The organism is Nostoc sphaeroides, assembly GCF_003443655.1.
GTDB classification, from domain to species: domain Bacteria; phylum Cyanobacteriota; class Cyanobacteriia; order Cyanobacteriales; family Nostocaceae; genus Nostoc; species Nostoc sphaeroides.
Map to the genome: position 1 here is coordinate 193483 of NZ_CP031941.1, position 17612 is coordinate 211094.

The 17612-nt window shown below is 42.2% G+C and carries 12 protein-coding genes and 1 pseudogene; 6 read left to right on the forward strand and 7 right to left on the reverse strand.

Translation table 11 applies throughout. The features are described 5' to 3' along the window. Positions 1 to 11: 11 nt before the first annotated feature. Both D1367_RS01005 and D1367_RS01015 read left to right on the forward strand, forming a co-directional pair. The gene (locus tag D1367_RS01005) at positions 12 to 737 is read left to right on the forward strand and encodes a Stp1/IreP family PP2C-type Ser/Thr phosphatase (RefSeq protein ID WP_118161874.1); all 726 of its coding nucleotides are present in this window, start codon (positions 12 to 14) and stop codon (positions 735 to 737) included. Positions 738 to 1471: 734 nt separating this feature from the next. Continuing rightward, a complete protein-coding gene (locus D1367_RS01015; protein ID WP_041565841.1) occupies positions 1472 to 1669 on the forward strand; it encodes an NblA/ycf18 family protein in 198 nt (65 codons plus the stop codon). Between the two features lie 464 nt (positions 1670 to 2133). On the opposite strand, the gene D1367_RS01020 is transcribed toward D1367_RS01015, so the two are convergent. The 4 genes and pseudogenes from D1367_RS01020 to D1367_RS01035 all read right to left on the reverse strand — a co-directional run bounded on the left by D1367_RS01020 (position 2134) and on the right by D1367_RS01035 (position 7787). Continuing rightward, positions 2134 to 3687, reverse strand: a complete 1554-nt coding sequence (locus D1367_RS01020) for a serine/threonine-protein kinase (RefSeq protein WP_118170998.1) — start codon at positions 3685 to 3687, stop codon at positions 2134 to 2136. 1046 nt (positions 3688 to 4733) lie between these two features. Beyond that, positions 4734 to 5747 (reverse strand): glycosyltransferase family 2 protein, encoded by a 1014-nt coding sequence (locus D1367_RS01025; protein WP_118161879.1) that lies wholly within the window; start codon positions 5745 to 5747, stop codon positions 4734 to 4736. A 211-nt stretch (positions 5748 to 5958) separates the two neighbouring features. Beyond that, entirely contained in the window at positions 5959 to 6405 is a 447-nt protein-coding gene (locus D1367_RS01030) for a hypothetical protein (protein ID WP_118161881.1), read from the reverse strand. Positions 6406 to 6520: 115 nt separating this feature from the next. Beyond that, positions 6521 to 7787, reverse strand: a pseudogene (locus tag D1367_RS01035) (anhydro-N-acetylmuramic acid kinase). A gap of 711 nt (positions 7788 to 8498) precedes the next feature. On the opposite strand from D1367_RS01035, the gene D1367_RS01040 reads away from it, so the two are divergent. The 3 genes from D1367_RS01040 to D1367_RS01050 all read left to right on the forward strand — a co-directional run bounded on the left by D1367_RS01040 (position 8499) and on the right by D1367_RS01050 (position 12808). Next, positions 8499 to 9314: an Npun_F0296 family exosortase-dependent surface protein gene (locus D1367_RS01040; RefSeq protein WP_118161883.1), complete on the forward strand. Its 816-nt coding sequence runs from the start codon at positions 8499 to 8501 to the stop codon at positions 9312 to 9314. Positions 9315 to 9775: 461 nt separating this feature from the next. Then, entirely contained in the window at positions 9776 to 11191 is a 1416-nt protein-coding gene (locus D1367_RS01045) for a folate/biopterin family MFS transporter (RefSeq protein WP_118161885.1), read from the forward strand. A gap of 120 nt (positions 11192 to 11311) precedes the next feature. Continuing rightward, positions 11312 to 12808 carry a carotenoid oxygenase family protein gene (locus tag D1367_RS01050; protein ID WP_118161888.1) on the forward strand — a complete coding sequence of 499 codons (1497 nt, stop codon included), beginning with the start codon at positions 11312 to 11314 and terminating at the stop codon, positions 12806 to 12808. A gap of 4 nt (positions 12809 to 12812) precedes the next feature. Here D1367_RS01050 and D1367_RS01055 read toward each other — a convergent pair whose 3' ends face one another. From D1367_RS01055 to kdpB, 3 genes are all read right to left on the reverse strand, one after another. After that, positions 12813 to 13970, reverse strand: coding sequence for a universal stress protein (locus tag D1367_RS01055; RefSeq protein WP_118161891.1), 1158 nt, complete (start codon positions 13968 to 13970; stop codon positions 12813 to 12815). Positions 13971 to 14069: 99 nt separating this feature from the next. Next, on the reverse strand, positions 14070 to 14663 hold the full coding sequence (gene kdpC, locus D1367_RS01060; protein WP_118161894.1) for a K(+)-transporting ATPase subunit C: 594 nt from the start codon (positions 14661 to 14663) through the stop codon (positions 14070 to 14072). 44 nt (positions 14664 to 14707) lie between these two features. Next, a complete protein-coding gene (gene kdpB / locus D1367_RS01065; protein WP_118171001.1) occupies positions 14708 to 16813 on the reverse strand; it encodes a potassium-transporting ATPase subunit KdpB in 2106 nt (701 codons plus the stop codon). 282 nt (positions 16814 to 17095) lie between these two features. Between kdpB and D1367_RS01070 the strand changes: the two genes are divergently transcribed. Next, positions 17096 to 17359 carry a hypothetical protein gene (locus D1367_RS01070; protein WP_118161896.1) on the forward strand — a complete coding sequence of 88 codons (264 nt, stop codon included), beginning with the start codon at positions 17096 to 17098 and terminating at the stop codon, positions 17357 to 17359. Positions 17360 to 17612 lie beyond the last annotated feature (253 nt).

Sequence of the window (17612 nt, forward strand, 5' to 3'; positions counted from 1 at the left end):
AAAAATAATTTATGAAACTTAATTTCACGGGTTTTAGCGATCCGGGACTTATTCGTTCTAATAATCAGGATGCTTATTATATCGACCCACAAGGGCGGTTTTTTGTTGTAGCCGATGGTATGGGTGGTCATGCGGGAGGTGAGGAAGCAAGTCGGATTGCCACTACGGAAATTCAAGCCTATTTGCTGGCAAATTGGCAATCTCCTAAGTCTTCCCAAGAATTGCTAGAGCAAGCTTTGTGGGGTGCGAATGAAGCGATTTTGCACGATCAGCAAAATCATCCCGAACGCGCCGACATGGGTACAACGGTTGTAGCAGTAATTTTTCGCGCCCCAGAGACGCCCTGGTGCGCTCATGTTGGCGATTCGCGGCTGTATCGCTTCCGAGAATCGCACTTAGAACAAGTAACAGAAGACCACACTTGGGTAGCACGGGCAATCAAAATCGGTGACATCACCTTAGATGAAGCACGATCGCATCCTTTTCGTCATGTACTATCGCGCTGTTTAGGACGTGAAGACTTGCATCAAATTGATGTGCAACCACTAGATGTAAAAGCTGGCGATCGCTTCCTGTTATGTAGTGATGGTCTAACAGAAGAACTTGTCGAACACAAGATTGCTAGCTGTCTCCAAGACACTCCTTGGCTTGATAAAGCCGCCATCTCTCTAGTTGAGGCTGCCAAAGACCAAGGAGGGCACGATAACATCACAGTTATCATCGTCTCACTCGACTAAATAGTTATTGGTTATTGGTCACTTGTACTGAGCGGTGCCGAAGTATTGGTCATTGGTCACTTGTACTGAGCGGTGCCGAAGTATTGGTCATTGGTTAAGAGTTACCAGCTATTGGACAAAGGACAAATAACAAATGACAAATCTGGTAGATATACTCAGCAATTTGTTCAGCATGAGCATTTTTACTTTTTACAATTTGATACAAATATTTTTAGCCTCCAAAGTGACTTAAAAGAGGGTAAATTTGCATAAATTGGTAGATTTACATCTTGCACGTCATAAGGTAAAGCGACTATAATTCACGCTTATTACCATCCATTCTCCAACCTCCTTAAAGTCCAATCCTCCAAAGCTTTCTCCATATTGGGCGGAGACAGCATCTTAGTTTTTCTCAAACAGGGAAACTATGTAGGATTCAGGACAAAATTTGCTCATCTCCTCAAAGGAGAGTTATGCAAAGCAAAAAGGAATCAAGAGGTAGTTATACCTATCCAAGACCAAAAAGAGAATATTTTCCGGAATATGGCTTGGCTGACTTGGGTGGTATATCAGTAGGATTAGGTGCAAGATATCAGAGCAGAAAAAGTCCACACTTCGGATGTGGGCAATGTGTCAAACACTTGTTATCTTTCTTAATACGGAGGAACAAATGTTGGACAGATATCAGTCCAATTCTCCCATTTGGACTTCTGTAAGCGATATCACCTTTACTCGTTGTTTTTTCGGAGTTAATTATGAACCAACCAATGAAACTATCCTTGGAACAGCAATTCAGCATCTGCTCATTTGCTACTCAGGTGCAAAATATGAGCCACGATCAAGCTAAAGACTTTTTAGTAAAGCTCTATGAGCAAATGGTCGTGCGCGAGGCAACTTATCAAGAGCTTCTTAAGCACCAGTGGGGCTTAGATTCCGGTTCCACTATGGCATAGAGTCGTTCTACTGTCGCAGTGGGCGACCTCCTTCTCTTGCTTGGTTCCAAGGAGGAAAACAGCTGGGGATGTCGGGGCGTCAACTTCGATAACTAATTTTGCAAAGGTTGGACAAAAATTAAATTAAAAAAACTAACAAGGAGTAAACTTTTCGACGATACATCTGCTAGAGTCTAAACTTACTTTAATTTTGTAGTACAAATCTACTTTTGGCTTTAGACAGACTTCCTTTTGCTTCGTCTAGTGTGAGAATTAACCTGCGTAAATTTACAATCCACCGGAATATAAACACAGAAGGATTGAGAGAGAATTTAAATAGCCGTGATTTGGCAGCTAGTTTTTTCACTCTTTATACATCTAACTAGAAGTTACATCTTTATATATATTTTGTTTATAAAAGTTTACATTATTCCAGAAATCACCCCTTAGTTACATATAAGACATGTAACATAAAGAAATTATTTTTAGCTGGAAAGATCGTATGGAGAATCTGTATCAATACTTTCCAGTTTTGCGAGAATTTGAGGCTTAATCTTTTCGTACTCACTTTTGAGTAAGCTTTTACTAATTTGCGGGTCGGCAGAAGATATCAATGTGTTGCTCATAGCAATCCACTCTTGCAGTCGTTGGCGCTGGGCAGAAGCGACGCTGGAAAGTAAGATATGGGTACAGCGATTTGGTGTTTCTCGTGCAAAGAACAACAGACGATAATAACCTGTGTGCTTTAGTAACCGGGCAATTTCAAGACCTAGACTGGTTTTGAGATCGAGGTAGTAAGGTAACCATTTAGCGCCATGTTTGCGGTTGTAGATGACAGTAATCCATAGCAGTATGGGATGGGGAACAGAGATGAAGAGAAATTGGTTATAGCGGGTACAGAGTAAGCGCTTTTGAATTTCCTCTTGCGGTAGCATCACCCACAAAGCTGGTAAAACCTCCCCATTGGTATAAATGGGCTGGGGAAAGACAATATCGGCAACTGGTTTATTGTCAGGCCAGGAAATGCCACGAGCGATTTCATCATTTGACGAGGAAACCCGCGAATCGCCTTTTGTCTTTTGTTCAAGCTCATTGCTCACTCTAGTAGCAGGAACTAGCGCCTGGCTATCTTGCTTAATTTTGCGTGAATGCTCAGGCTTTTCTAGAGATGCTAAAACTTTGAGGATTTCAGTGATACTTTGGGGGCGATCGCGTGGTACTTTAGCTAGACAACCCATCACCAAATTTTCGATTTCTTTTGGTAATTCTAATCGTGGCGCAACCTCAGCAAAAGAACGTGGTTTTTGATAGTGATGTGTTTTATACCATGCTCCAAAAGAGTGAATCTGTGGCACCAGTGGCATTTTGCCTGTGAGCATCTCAAACATCATGACGCCCAAACTATAAATATCAGAACGATTGTCTAATTCTTTACCCTCCATCTGTTCGGGAGAAGAATAAGCCAATGTCCCCAAATAGAATTTTGTATGGTCGCCATCTGACTGTAATAATTTAGCAATACCAAAATCTAGAACCTTGACCAATTCTCCGAAACTGGGATCTTCAATCACCAGCATATTGCTTGGCTTGACATCGCGATGGATAATTGGGCAAATATGTCCCTCAACTGGGATGCCATCATGAGCGCACTGTAAGCCCAGGCTGAGTTGACGCGCCATACTCAAAAATCTTGGTAAAGGCAGCCGTTCCTTGCGAATAATATTGTTCAGGCTTTGTCCTTGTAGGTATTCCATGACGTAGAACGGGGTGTTATTGTCATCTACGCCATAGTCCATGACTCGGACAATGTGGATGCTTTTTTGCCCTAGTAAAGCACAGGTTTTTGCTTCTCGCTCAAAGCGGTCTTGCAATCGCATCTTTTCATTTTGGATTGATAGCGCCAGAAATTTAACCGCAACCGGTACACCTCCCAACAAAGTATCTTTAGCACGATAAACCCGACCCATTGCTCCAGTACCGATTAACTCCTGGAGTTGGTAGCGTTTGCTTAGTAAGCGACCAATGTTGGGGTCTGACATAGAGAATTTGAATCCAAAAGCAGGTTGTAAGTGTTTAGGAAGAAAAGTGCATTGAAACTGATATCTGATTATTGCGCCCATAAATCAATGACTTTCTAGGCTCATACCGTAAGGCAGTTATTCAGATCAAACAAGCAGAAAGGGTAGATTTATAATGACGCTTTGTACCATTTTGCACTTTCATTGTGGTGTAATTTTAGTTTGCCCAATTTTGACTAAATAGATTACTCTATGCCCATTGGTGTCAACTTAACGTAAAAGCCAGCCTAGACAGACCTTTGCTCGATTGCCTCGTTGCCTCGTTAAGAGTCTCTGACTGGGAATGCCATCCTAAAGGCTCCGCCTCCCTTTCTGGCGGCAAAGCCGCAACGATCGGCATTTCCAGCCGGAGGCTGGAAACGAGATTTGAAAAGGGTTTTAGCTTAAGTTGACACCTATGGGCACTGCCGTGCCCCTATGGGTGTACCTCACGTAAACGAGAACTGCATAGGGATAATTAAACATAAGTAGCTAAACAAAATTAACTACACAAAATTAAGCTATAGCAATCCGATTTGATTTCTGAATCACTTGTAGAGGTAAGGGACTGGGGATTGGGGACTGGGGACTGGGAAGAAAGAATAAAGGTGTACTGAGTTTTGTTCAAAAATCAAATATGAGTCCTATATGAAACCCTTATCTACACTAGAATCTCATGTGTAAATAATTCTGTGCGATTACTTACTTATTGCCTTACCAGGTTTTTGACCAAATAATTATTAATTCATAATTCATAATTCATAAATTTTAAAATGGGTACAGCAGCCCACAATGAATTTTTAAATCAGTGGTCAAAAAGACAGCGGAGCATTTCTTAGCTCCCACTGATAGCGCCGGCGGCAAGCGAGTCCTCGTACCCTTACTCTTAAGCAAGCTACGCTTTTAGCCTCTCGTAGAGAGCGTCTTTAAATTATGAATTATGAATTATCAATTATCAATTAGTTTGACCTTCAGGTTGATTCTGACTACGTAAGGATGGATTATTTTTTGAGGAAAAGATGATAGTACTAATTGGTAGTTTTTCGTTCTCTTTGTATGTTATAAGAAATCTCAAAAACTGATTTATTACCCATCACATAGTATTGAATCCGACGTTCGATAATATTGTTCAATCGGGAAATAAAATCATAAAAGAAGTACGGATTTTTAGCCATTTCTGTCAATGCTTTTAGCCATTTACCTTCCTTGAGAGGCTCTACAACTTGAAGGTAAGCTAGATGTTTTTTATACACTGAATTATTATAAGACATAGCACGCATTAAAGCTGGATTTTTTTTCACAACTTCTTGTTGCATGAAAGAATTACTAGCATTCAAATATTGATTTAGACGTGACAATTGGCTTTTATGTACAAGAGATCCGGGGCGTGAGCGGTAAAAATAATAGGGTTTTGGCTCAAGGAAAAAGCGAGCTCCTTTGATTAAGCATTTCATATCAATCCAAAAATCTTGACCCATCCTGATGGCATCATCGTACTCGATGCCGTGCTTAACCAGAAATTCTCGTTTGAATAGAGGCTTACTTATACCAAGATGCAACCCTGGTTGTCCATAGATATCAGTTTCTACAAAATAAACGATATCAATTTGGAGAATATTATCTATACGTTCTTCACTTTCTTGAATCAATGTGCTCCAAGGAGATGTTTCGCCATCGTTGATTAAATAAAGATCGTCAGCAATCATATCTGCATTTTTTTCATTTGCCAGTGACACAAGCTTGGACAATCTTTCGGGAGCATACCAATCATCTGAATCAAGCACAGCAATCCATTCTCCTTGGGCTGCTCTAAGGGCACGATTACGCGCAGCAGCAGCCCCAAGGTTTTCTTGATTAACTATTACTTTGAGACGTGGGTCAGTAAAACTTTTAGCGACTTCTACAGTTTTATCAGTTGAAGCATCATCGACTATGATAACTTCAATATCTGTGAGCGTTTGCTCTAAAACTGACTCTATTGCCTTCGCAAGATAAGCTTCAGTATTGTAAGCAGGGATAATTACAGAGACTTTAGGATTCATAAAACTGGACTCCAGACTACACGGTTCGGTAAAAACACTAAAAGTCTAACGATAATTTGATAATTTCTTATTTAGTATACAACTCAGTAGGTCAGCAAGAATAAACGATGACTCCTTAAGATCAGGCATGAGACATTGGGCGTTGAGGAAGCAGTGCATTGGCATTGTTTGAGCGGCAAGCTTCCAGCCTAGACGGACAGCAGCGCTACCTTTAGGTTGACTGACGCTCTAAGCTAACTTCCATTGTGTTAGTTAAAAAATGACCAGCCAAAATGCCACTACTGAGGTAATATCTATCTTCTGAAATTCGGTGTAGGGTTTCAAAGCCACTACGACGCTGACGATCGCCTATTACCCAATAACGCTGCACAATAGTATCTAAACCAATCCAGCCTTCACCTTCAATCTGCCCCAAAATACTATGCTGGAGTAAAAAAGTATACTGACGCTCTCCCTCATGCAGCCGCCCCTTGTATTGTAGAGATATTTCTGAGCGATCGCTACCAGGAAATATCAGTTTTGTAGCCATAGTAAACCAGTTATCTCGGTTCCAAGCTACCAAGGTCATACCCTTGACACTGATTGGCATACCATTACGTTCCAGCCAATTTCCTTGCATTGTCCAGCGTCCTGGTTCCAATAAAAAAGTATGAGCCACCTTATATATTCCCTGTCTTGATCGAGTGCCACCAAGACTATAGTTATAGCAGTGCTAAGTTGTGTTAGCGATAGCGGGGCGTTGAGCCGGTGTTGAGAAGAAATTTTTATCTTGTTTATTGTTCGTGTCTTAGCACTGAGTACTGACTTTGGTGAATTTCTCCCAAAAGCACTTCTTGAGATGCCCCAGTCGCAGTAGGTAAGTTGCCAGGAATACCCAAATGTCGCCAGTAGGCTAAAATTGCAAAGGCGATCGCTTCTTTAAAATCTGCACTCAAACCAACTTCATCTGTAGTCAAGACTGGTATTGATGGCAACAACAATTCTAATCGACGTTTCAAATACAGATTGCGACTACCACCGCCACATAATAGTACCCTTTGTGGCATTTCCGGCAAAAAAGTGCGGTAACTATGAACAATTGAAGCAGCTGTAAGTTCCGTGAGAGTTGCCAGTACGTCGGCAGCATTGAGTTGGTACGCTTGGGTATCTTTTAAACACTCATGCAGGTAGGTAACACCAAATAACTCTCTTCCAGTGGATTTGGGCGGCGGCAGATGAAAATAGTCTTGGTTGAGCCATTGTTCTACCAATGGATGGCAAGGAGTACCACTGGCTGCCCAATTGCCATTTTCATCGTAAGTTTTAGCACCAGCGCTTAAATGCTCCACCGCTAGATCCAACAGACTATTTCCTGGGCCAGTATCCCAAGCGCGAATTTTTGAGAGCCAGTCGCCATGCCGAGGCGGAATATAAGCAACATTACCGATACCACCAATGTTTTGAATACAACGCCCTTCTTCAGGATGACTGAGTAAATAGGCATCTACTCTAGGTACGAGAGGCGCACCATGACCACCAATAGCGATATCAGCAACGCGAAAGTTGCTCACAGTTGTAATGCCCGTAAGATGGGCAATTAATGCACCGCGCCCTAGTTGGAGACTGTAACCCAAGGGAGTGCTGTTAGCGGTAGCGGGGCGTTGAGCCAGTGAGGAGTTAGAAATTAAAATTTCTCTCCTCCCCTGCTCCCCTGCTCCCCCAGGTGGTCGATGATAAACTGTTTGACCGTGGGAGCCAATGAGAGTGGCTGGCTGATGACCAAGTTGAATATTTTGGGCGGCTTGGGCAAAAACTTGAGCGATTCGCATCATCTATTTCTGCCAATTCTGCCATTGAGATGGCAACGCCTGCACCAACTGCCAATATTCTTTCTCTGAGTTCGGCTGGATAAGGATATGTCGCCCCAGCCAGCAACTCAATTTTGAGATCCAATTCTGTACCAGAAATCTCTACCAACGCAGCGTCTATGCCATCTACGGATGTGCCACTAATTAAACCGATAACGCGAGTAGAGACAGCAGTTTCTTCGGTTGGATGCATTGATAAAGATTCTTTTGTTGATTGCAAGAGGTAGTTTAACAGTTATCAGTTACCACTAAACAGTTATCAGTTAAGATAATTGGGTTTAACAAGTGGTAGGGGTTTAAGTCCCCTGCTTCTATCAAGCAGCGCGAATTGAATGCCTAAATCTAAATCCCCGTCACAAAACGTAATTACGAATTGCGAATTGCGAATTGCGAATTGTTTTAACTCCCCGACTAGATCGGGGTTAATTGATAAGTGATTAGTGGTGAGTCACTGATGCAATCGGTTGTCAGATAGAGATTGTGCAGTTAATTACTCTAGCATTATAAAGAAAAACCAAGGTAATCTTGATCGTGAGGTTGAAAAACTATTCAGCCAAGGGATAAGCACAGGTTTTCAAGAAATTGGCATAGCATAATGCCTCATGTTTTCTTGACCTATAACCCTAAAAATATGAAATGCCTGCGAATCGCAAAATGGCACTTTTTATAAATAAAGCTTGTTTACAATTTAGCACTGATAACTTTGCGCTTTCTACATAAAGCGATAAACATCACAGAACATAATATCAGTGATTACCCTCTAAATAAAGTCCAATAACTTAAATTTTCATCTAAGTATAATCAAATAAAAAAAGTAGTAATCTCTCTGATGTTGGAATCTAGAATCACATCCCACAATGAGGCATGAACACGAAATATTTTAAAAACGAGAAGGATTTGTCAAATGAAAAGTCTTTTAATTAAGTCTGCGATCGCTTCTACTGTCGTTTTGTATTTAGCTACTTTTACCCGCCCTGTAATGGCTGCGTCTTTTACGATATCAATAGAAGATGCAGGCAAACAAATTGCAAATTACTCAAATCTTGATAGTTATAGTTATCATGTACAAAATTTTGATGCTTCAACACTAAAAACAGGTTACAGTGCAACAGGCTTTCAATGGACTGGTGTTGGTAGCTATACGAATACTCTAATCGTGGATAAAAACGTATATGGTGGGGCTGGTGGAACAGGCAAATATTTTGATGTAGACTCGAAAATATCGGGTAACGATAAGGACGGTAAACCAAATCAAACGTTTTCCACCTTAACTTTGGCAACCGAACAAAAGTACTTTGGACTTTGGTGGTCTGCAGGAGACGCCAATAACGTACTTGAATTTTATTCAAAAGGTAATCTTGTAGAAAAAATTACTACTGCTGATGTCGCTAGTTATATCGGAAAGCTAGCAAATTCAGGCGGCTACAAGGGTAATCCTAATTTGCAAAAAGATAATAATACTACAGAACCCTATGCGTTCATCAACTTCTACGATGTTGCCGGAACTTTTGATCAGGTTAAATTCACCAATATTGGCGGAACTGGTTTTGAATCAGATAATCACACAGTCGCCACTGGTTACAAGAGTATCACCGGTAATGTCATTAGAGCAGTTCCTGAGTCTTCTTCTGTATTAGGAGTTTTTGCGATTGGTTTTGTGGGTGCTACTTCAGTTCTGACTCGTGGAGTCAAGAAAAAGTCAGTTTTACAATTGTCATAAGTAGAGTCTAAGCCACGAAGTCTCCTACAAAACCAGGCTCCACATTCCCGTAACGTGCTGTAGGCAGGATTTCCAAATTTCCGATAACAATTGAATATTAAATACAAGTTAGGGCGAGCTTACTTCCGGTAGGTTCGCCCTAATCCTTTGATTTAGGATTGTTATAGAAATACCTTGGTAGGGGTACAATGCTTGTCTGACAATTCAGCGGTATCTGGAAAACCTCTCTCTAAATCTCTCTCCTCTTAGGAGAGAGACTTTGAATTTTTCCCCTTCGTCGGGAAGGGGGTTAGGTCAATCGTTGGCTTTTGCACATAACGTGAAAAGTCAGCAATGCTTATCGGTATCAACTTGAGCAATGACGAATGGAATTTGCGGAATTTAGGGGCACACAAACAAAGCCCACTTCTTAAGAATCGATATGATAGAAAAGTAGATAAAACTTCAAAAATATTTATCGAATGGTGCTTCAATCATCTGGCTTGTCCAAGGTCAAAGACTCCATAACACAGAAAATCTTCTTGGGTAATGAACCTAATGCAGAGTTAATTGCAATTCTCACCGTTTATTTTGTCCAAGGAATTTTAGGATTATCGCGTCTAGCCGTGAGCTTTTTCCTTAAAGATGAACTGCTGCTGAGTCCCGTCGAGGTGTCGGCACTGTTGGGAATTGTCTTCCTACCTTGGATGATCAAGCCGGTGTTTGGTTTCATCTCTGATGGCTTGCCTATATTTGGCTATCGTCGGCGTCCTTATTTGATTTTATCGGGGATACTAGGAACTGCTTCTTGGGCGAGTCTGGCCACAATAGTTCATACTAGCTGGGCAGCTACATTAGCGATCGCTCTTGGTTCTCTTAGTGTTGCCATGAGTGATGTCATAGTTGACTCACTGGTTGTGGAACGAGCTAGAGGCGAATCCCTAGCAAAAGCCGGTTCATTACAATCTCTGTGCTGGGGTGCTTCTGCGATCGGAGGTTTAATAACAGCATACTTTAGTGGTCTGCTGCTGCAATACCTTACTAGCCGTACCGTCTTTGGAATAACCGCCTTATTCCCTCTCATCGTCTCAGGGGTAGCTTGGTTAATTGCTGAATCCCCAGTTAGCAAAGATGCTGAAGATAGTAATCAGACCAACCCTTTACCAATCAAACATCAACTGGGGCAGCTACGCCAAGCCATTAGCCAAAAAACAATCTGGCTACCAACGGCGTTTATCTTCATCTGGCAAGCTACCCCAAATGCTGACTCAGCCTTTTTCTACTTCGCTACCAACGAACTCCACTTTGAACCAGAATTTTTGGGGCGGGTGCATTTGGTGACAAGTTTCGCTTCTTTAGCAGGTGTTTGGATTTTTCAACGTTTCCTCAAAAGCATCCCTTTTCGCGTAATTTTTGCTTGGAGTACTGTCCTTTCCTCAATTTTGGGGATGACGATGCTGTTGTTAGTGACTCACACAAACAGGCTATTGGGTATAGATGACCACTGGTTTAGTTTGGGTGATAGCCTGATTCTCTCTGTAATGGGGAAAATTGCCTTTATGCAAGTGATGGTTCTAGCAGCAAGGCTTTGTCCCTCTGGTGTGGAAGCGACATTATTTGCCCTGTTAATGTCGGTGTTTAATTCAGCAGGAACGGTTTCCCATGCACTTGGGGCATTAATTACCTATTGGCTGGGCATCACTGCAACGAACTTTGAATCACTTTGGCTATTGGTGCTAATTACTAACCTCAGCACGCTGTTACCCCTACCATTTATCAACTGGCTACCTGCTGCTGAGGAACAAACTGAGACATCCATTGATGGTGAAGAAGGGTTTTTGCCAGATTTGATGTCTGAGTTGGTACTGAGAGAACCAGAGTCGAAAATAGTCGAATAGTGTAATAAATCTCGCACTAAGTCGAGGTGGTTTCCTGCCTTCGCGTTGTACTAAAGTTACAAAAAAACCTTTTTAGCTGTTACATCTTTTCGTCCAAAATAACAAGAAAAAACAAAGTATATGCATTTAAAAAGTCAAGAAAGCCAAGTTGCAGAAAAATCCTACACCCGTGCAGACTGGCAAGGAGGATATCAATCTCTAACCCAAGAGTTTGATTATTGGATTGATGATATAGAAGGGCAAATTCCCACAGAGTTACAAGGTACGCTGTTTAGAAATGGCCCCGGTTTGCTGGATGTGAATGGGCAACCTCTTCATCACCCATTTGATGGGGATGGGATGATTAGCAAAATTACCTTTATTAATGGTCGTGCCCATTTTCGCAACCGCTTTGTCCGCACAACTGGCTATTTGGCAGAGCAAAAGGCGGGAAAAATTCTCCATCGCGGTACTTTTGGTACTCAAAAACCCGGCGGTTGGCTAGCTAATATTTTTGACTTCAATCTTAAAAATATCGCCAATACAAATGTTATCTATTGGGGTGGGAAACTGCTAGCAATGTGGGAAGCGGCGGAACCATATCGCCTCGATCCTTATACTCTTGAAACACTGGGAAATGAATATTTTAATGGTGCTTTGTCAGCAGGTGAAGCTTTCGCTGCACATCCCCGTGTGGAAAATAATTGTTACCAAGATGGGGGCGCACCTTGCCTGGTAAATTTCTCGATTAAGCCAGGATTATCTACCACAATTACTATTTTTGAGCTAAATCCATCGGGTGAAATTATCAGACAGCACGCTCATAGTGTTCCAGGTTTCTGTTTCATTCACGATTTTGTTATTACTCCCAATTACTGCATCTTCTTTCAAAATCCTGTTACCTTTAATCCTATACCTTTCGCTTTGGGAATACGTGCGGCGGGAGAATGTATTAAATTTCAGCCAAATCAGCCAACTCAAATTTTAATTATTCCCCGCTTTCCTAAAGAAGGGCAAGAAGAGATAAAATTTCTCGAAACTCAATCTGGTTTTGTCTTCCACCATGTTAATGCTTTTGAGGTAGGAGAGGAAGTTTTGATTGACTCCATTTGTTACCAAAATTTGCCAGAAGTGGAACCCGAAAGCGATTTTCGACAAATTGATTTTGAAGCTTCTTCACCTGGGCAACTTTGGCGATTTTCTCTGAATCTAAAGGATGGAACAGTCGGGCGGGAGTTGATCGATGGCCGTTGTTGTGAATTTCCCACTATACATCCGGCGAATGTGGGACGCCCTTATCGATATCTATATATAGGTGCGGCTCATGCGGAAACTGGTAATGCTCCCTTACAAGCATTGCTAAAAATTGATTTAGAGTCTCTTGAAAGACAATTTTGGAGTGCTGCACCCCGTGGTTTTGTTGGTGAACCGATTTTTGTCCCGCGCCCAGGTTCTGAAAAAGAAGATGATGGTTGGGTATTAGCTTTGGTTTATGATGCTACCTATCACCGTTCAGATTTGGTAATTTTGGATGCTAGTGATTTCTCTAAAGGAGCGATCGCTCGCCTACATCTCAAGCATCATATTCCCTATGGTTTGCATGGAAGCTTTACTTCTGAGGTTTTTGGGGAAATTTGATCGCCTATTTGGGTGAAACCATTTTTTCGCTGGCAATAATATGCAAATCAATATTTTTGAGCAAGCGGACTAATTTTTGCGTCAAAGATCCTTTGAGGAGCATTTGCCAGCGCGATCGCTGACTCTCTCCAATTACAATTTGGGTAATCCGATATTTCTCGGCAACTTGGGCGATCGCATTTGCTACGTTACTGTTGGTAACACGAATAAAACTACCTTCAAATTCCTTACACAATTTCTCACAAGTGTGGATGTGTAAGCTTTCCTCTTTGGTGAGGAAGCGTTCTGGATCGGCGACAAATAAGGTATAAAGCGGCGCGTTCATGTAGTTAGCTAGCCTCGCACCCCGCCGTAACAACTGCACTGAGTTGGGATAAGTGGATACACACACCAAAACCCGCTCGTGAATATTACAAAATTGCCCATTGGGGGTAGTAGCGATCGCATTTTCTTCCACGTTGTCTGCCACTTCCCGCAAAGCCAATTCCCGCAAAGCAATCAGGTTACGGCGTTGAAAAAAATTATCGAGAGATTGTTGGATTTTTTCTGGTGCGTAAATCTTGCCTTCTAATAACCGTTCTTGCAATGTTTCCGGTGTGACATCTATTACCACTATTTCATCTGCTTCATCCAGAATCCTGTCAGGAACACGCTCACGGACGACTACGCCTGTAATTCTAGCTACTAAGTCATTGAGACTTTCCAAATGTTGCACATTCATTGTGGAGTAGACATCAATACCTGCTGCTAAAACTACTTCTACATCTTCGTAACGTTTTTCGCGCGGGGAACCAGGGACATTGGTATGGGCAAGTTCATCGATTAAGACTAATTGGGGCGATCGCTTTAAAATTGCATCTGTATCCATATCCGTCAGCGTCAACTCACCGCGAGGATATTCCTTACGGGGTACAATTTCCAGTCCCTCTCCCTTCTCAGCTGTCTCCTTGCGTCCGTGGGTTTCTAAAAGCCCAACGACAACATCAAGCCCTTCGTGTTTAAGTGCGTGTCCCTCTTCCAGCATCCGGTAAGTTTTGCCTACTCCAGGAGCCATGCCAATAAATATTTTATGCTTACCCCGCCGTCGTACCGGATAAAGCGAGTAACTTGCAGAATTTAAAGGTACAGTGCCAGCTGAACCAGTCTTACTATTATCTGACATTTGAAAATAGGGAGTAGGGAGTGGGGAGTAGGGAGTGGGGAGTGGGGGAGCAGGGGGAGAATAACTAATGACAAATGACAAATGCCCAATTTACTGATTTTACTGACGAGAAAAATCTTGCACGTCAAGAGCATAATTCAATCGGAGAACATTGACTCCCGGTTCGCCAAAAATCCATAAAAATCTGTCATCAGTATACTTATTAATTAAACGTAAAATCTCATCTTCTTTTACTCCCCGCGCACCAGCAACCCGCGTCAATTGCTGCCGTGCTGCTTTCAAGGAAATATGCGGGTCTAAACCAGAGCCAGAGGTATAAATCATATCAGCGATCGGTTGAAGATTTTCCTCTCGCAATTTATCTGCCTCTTCTAAAATCCGTTTTAGTAATTCTGGATTGCTTGCAGCGAGATTGCTCGCTCCAGATATGCCAGTTGGCTTGGCTTTTTTGCCTTGGCTATATCTAACAGTACTGGGACGAGAATGGAAATATCGCTCAGATGTGAACACTTGACCAATCAAAGCTGAACCAATTGGTTCACCATTTTGACCCAGCTTGATGCTGCCGTCAGCTTGATCAGGGAAAAAAACTTGACCCACTACAAGGATTATCAGAGGATAGATGATTGCAGTCAACAACCAAAGCATTAGAGTTATAAAAATTGCTCTGATAGTTTCTCGAATAATAGCCATAAAAAGTTTTCCAATTACTGATAATATTTTATTTTTTACTATTCTTAAGCCAAGCCTACAACTGTAATCAGTAAATCTATCAACTTAATGGCGATAAACGGCGCAATCACCCCACCTAAGCCATAAATTAAGATATTGCGTTGCAGTAGCTGATTAGCTGTCAGCGGACTAAACCGTACACCCTTCAATGCCAACGGAATAAAAGCGGGAATAATCAAAGCATTATAAATCAACGCTGATAGAACAGCAGAATTAGGGCTAGTTAAATTCATAAAATTCAAGCTTTGCAAATTAGCCGCGACAAATATCACTGGGATAATCGCAAAGTATTTAGCAATATCATTAGCGATGGAAAATATCGTCAATGCCCCACGAGTAATTAATAATTGTTTACCAATGCTAATAATATCGATCAGCTTTGTGGGATCGGAGTCTAAATCTACCATGTTGGCAGCTTCTTTTGCAGCTTGCGTGCCTGTATTCATGGCAACGCCGACGTTAGCTTGGGCTAATGCGGGGGCATCATTAGTTCCATCTCCTGTCATGGCAACTAGTTTACCTGCTGCTTGTTCTTTCTTAATGACGCTGATTTTGTCTTCTGGTGTGGCTTCAGCGATGAAGTCATCAACTCCAGCTTCTTGGGCAATGACAGAAGCTGTAATCCCGTTGTCTCCAGTTACCATGATGGTATGCACTCCCATCCGTCGCAGTGCAAGAAAGCGATCGCGGATACCAGGTTTAACTATATCTTTGAGATAAACAATTCCATAGATTTCGTTATCTAGGCTAACTGCTAGGGGTGTACCTCCCAGGCGAGAAACTCGTTCGTAGGTAGCATCCAATTCTGGCGTATCGCGTCCGTTGCGGGAACGAACAAATTCTTTAATGGCTTCTACTGCTCCCTTTCTCGCCTCATACCCACCAGGCAAGTTTGTACCACTCATCCGTGTTTTGGCAGAAAAATCAACTCCTTCTGCGTGGTTGAAGTCGAAATCAAACCTTGCGCCTAACTTTTCTGCCAGTCGCGCAATAGATTTACCTTCTGGTGTATTGTCAAAGACACTAGCCGCCCACGCAACATTAGCAATTTCTGATATTGAATGACCGTTGATCGGAATAAACTCTTCCGCCAAACGGTTGCCGAGGGTAATTGTACCTGTTTTATCCAGAACTAAAGTGTTGATATCTCCACAAGCTTCGACTGCTCGTCCTGAAGTGGCAATAACGTTAAATTGGGCAACTCGATCCATCCCAGCAATACCGATTGTACTTAGTAAGCCGCCAATAGTTGTAGGAATTAATGCTACTAATAGGGCAATTAAAACTGGTACGCTAACTGGACTGTTGACATAGTAAGCAAGTGCGGGCAGAGTTACTACAACTAACAAAAACACTAAGCTGAGAACTGCCAGCAATACTGTCAGAGCAATTTCATTGGGTGTTTTGCTGCGTTCTGCCCCTTCTACTAAGACAATCATCCTGTCAATAAAGCCTTTACCTGGGTCATGAGTGATGCGGATAATTAGCTCATCTGAGATAATCCGCGTCCCACCAGTGACGGAACTGGCAACGTCGGAACCTGATTCTTTTAATACTGGTGCGGATTCGCCAGTAATTGCCGATTCATCCACTGAGGCGATGCCCATGATTACCTCGCCATCGGCGGGAATGATATCGCCAGCAATAACGTAGATGTTATCGCCCTGTCTAAGGCTGGTGGATGAAACTTCACTAATTATGCCGTCAGCAGCAAGTTTTTTAGCGATCGCTTCTGATTTCGTTAATCGCAAGGCATCGGCTTGGGCTTTACCCCGCCCTTGGGCAATTGCTTCGGCAAAATTGGCAAACCAAACTGTAAAGAATAAAATTCCCGATAACAAACCGTTGAAAACTTGCGGGTTCTTTTGCAGGGCTGGGCCAAATAGGTTGGGATCAATTGTTAGCAATAAAATGATGATTGTCCCCACCCAAACCACAAATATCACTGGATTTTTGATTGCATACTTAGGGTTGAGCTTGACAAAAGCATCTTTCATTGCCCTTAAGTACAGCCACTTATTAATTGTTTTGGCCTTTTTACGTGCTTGGCGGCGATCGCCAGAACGAGGATTTGTCCGTCTAGCTTTGAAGTTAGTTCCCACTTGATTTATGAATAAAGTTAGAAGAGACGCGATGAATCGCGTCTGTACAAGAGTATTGTGGAGACGCGATAAATCGCGTCTGTACAAGAGTTAGGAGTTAGGAGTTAAGAGTAGCGCTGTCAAGGTGAATCTTGTTTTCATAACTAGCTTCTGAACTCAAGACGCTTGGGTTAAGCAGAATCGTAGGTTGGGTTGAGGAACGGAACCCAACATTTTCAGTGGTTTGTTGGGTAACACTAAAGTTCAACCCAACCTACGCAGTTTTTAGTTTTTGTCGCTAACTGAACTGTATTGTCTCTGAACTCGGAAGTTGAGCCTCTGAACTCGGAAGTTGAGCCTCTGAACTCGGAAGTTGAGCCTCTGAACTCGGAAGTTGAGCCTCTGAACTCGGAAGTTGAGCCTCTGAACTCGGAAGTTGAGCCTCTGAACTCGGAAGTTGAGCCTTTGAACTCGGAAGTTGAGCCTTTGAACTCGGAAGTTGAGCCTTTGAACTCGGAAGTTGAGCCTCTGAACTCGGAAGTTGAGCCTTTGAACTCGGAATTGTCAAAATTCTAAAAGAACAACTGAAGATTTTGTTTAAGCGAATATGAAATTTAAGCTACATATCACCTTGACATGGTTAGAGTTAGGAGTTATTTGGAACTTCTAATATAGAAAAGATCCAATTTGTAAAGTGCGTTATAACGCACTATCTGATGAAGGTGTATTACGCGATCGCTAATACACCCTACGAAACCGGATAATTTAACGCAATGTGCAACTTATTCTTAGAACCCCGCTTCCATTTGAAAAGTCGATAGGCTTTGAT

Bases quoted from the DNA above. Each gene is read 5' to 3' on its own strand.
- D1367_RS01055 (WP_118161891.1), bottom strand. From the start codon at position 13,970: ATGTCAGATAATAGTAAGACTGGTTCAGCTGGCACTGTACCTTTAAAT.
- D1367_RS01025 (WP_118161879.1), bottom strand. From the start codon at position 5,747: ATGAATCCTAAAGTCTCTGTAATTATCCCTGCTTACAATACTGAAGCT.
- D1367_RS01040 (WP_118161883.1), top strand. From the start codon at position 8,499: ATGAAAAGTCTTTTAATTAAGTCTGCGATCGCTTCTACTGTCGTTTTG.
- D1367_RS01050 (WP_118161888.1), top strand. From the start codon at position 11,312: ATGCATTTAAAAAGTCAAGAAAGCCAAGTTGCAGAAAAATCCTACACC.
- kdpC (WP_118161894.1), bottom strand. From the start codon at position 14,663: ATGGCTATTATTCGAGAAACTATCAGAGCAATTTTTATAACTCTAATG.
- D1367_RS01005 (WP_118161874.1), top strand. From the start codon at position 12: ATGAAACTTAATTTCACGGGTTTTAGCGATCCGGGACTTATTCGTTCT.
- D1367_RS01015 (WP_041565841.1), top strand. From the start codon at position 1,472: ATGAACCAACCAATGAAACTATCCTTGGAACAGCAATTCAGCATCTGC.
- D1367_RS01045 (WP_118161885.1), top strand. From the start codon at position 9,776: ATGGTGCTTCAATCATCTGGCTTGTCCAAGGTCAAAGACTCCATAACA.
- D1367_RS01020 (WP_118170998.1), bottom strand. From the start codon at position 3,687: ATGTCAGACCCCAACATTGGTCGCTTACTAAGCAAACGCTACCAACTC.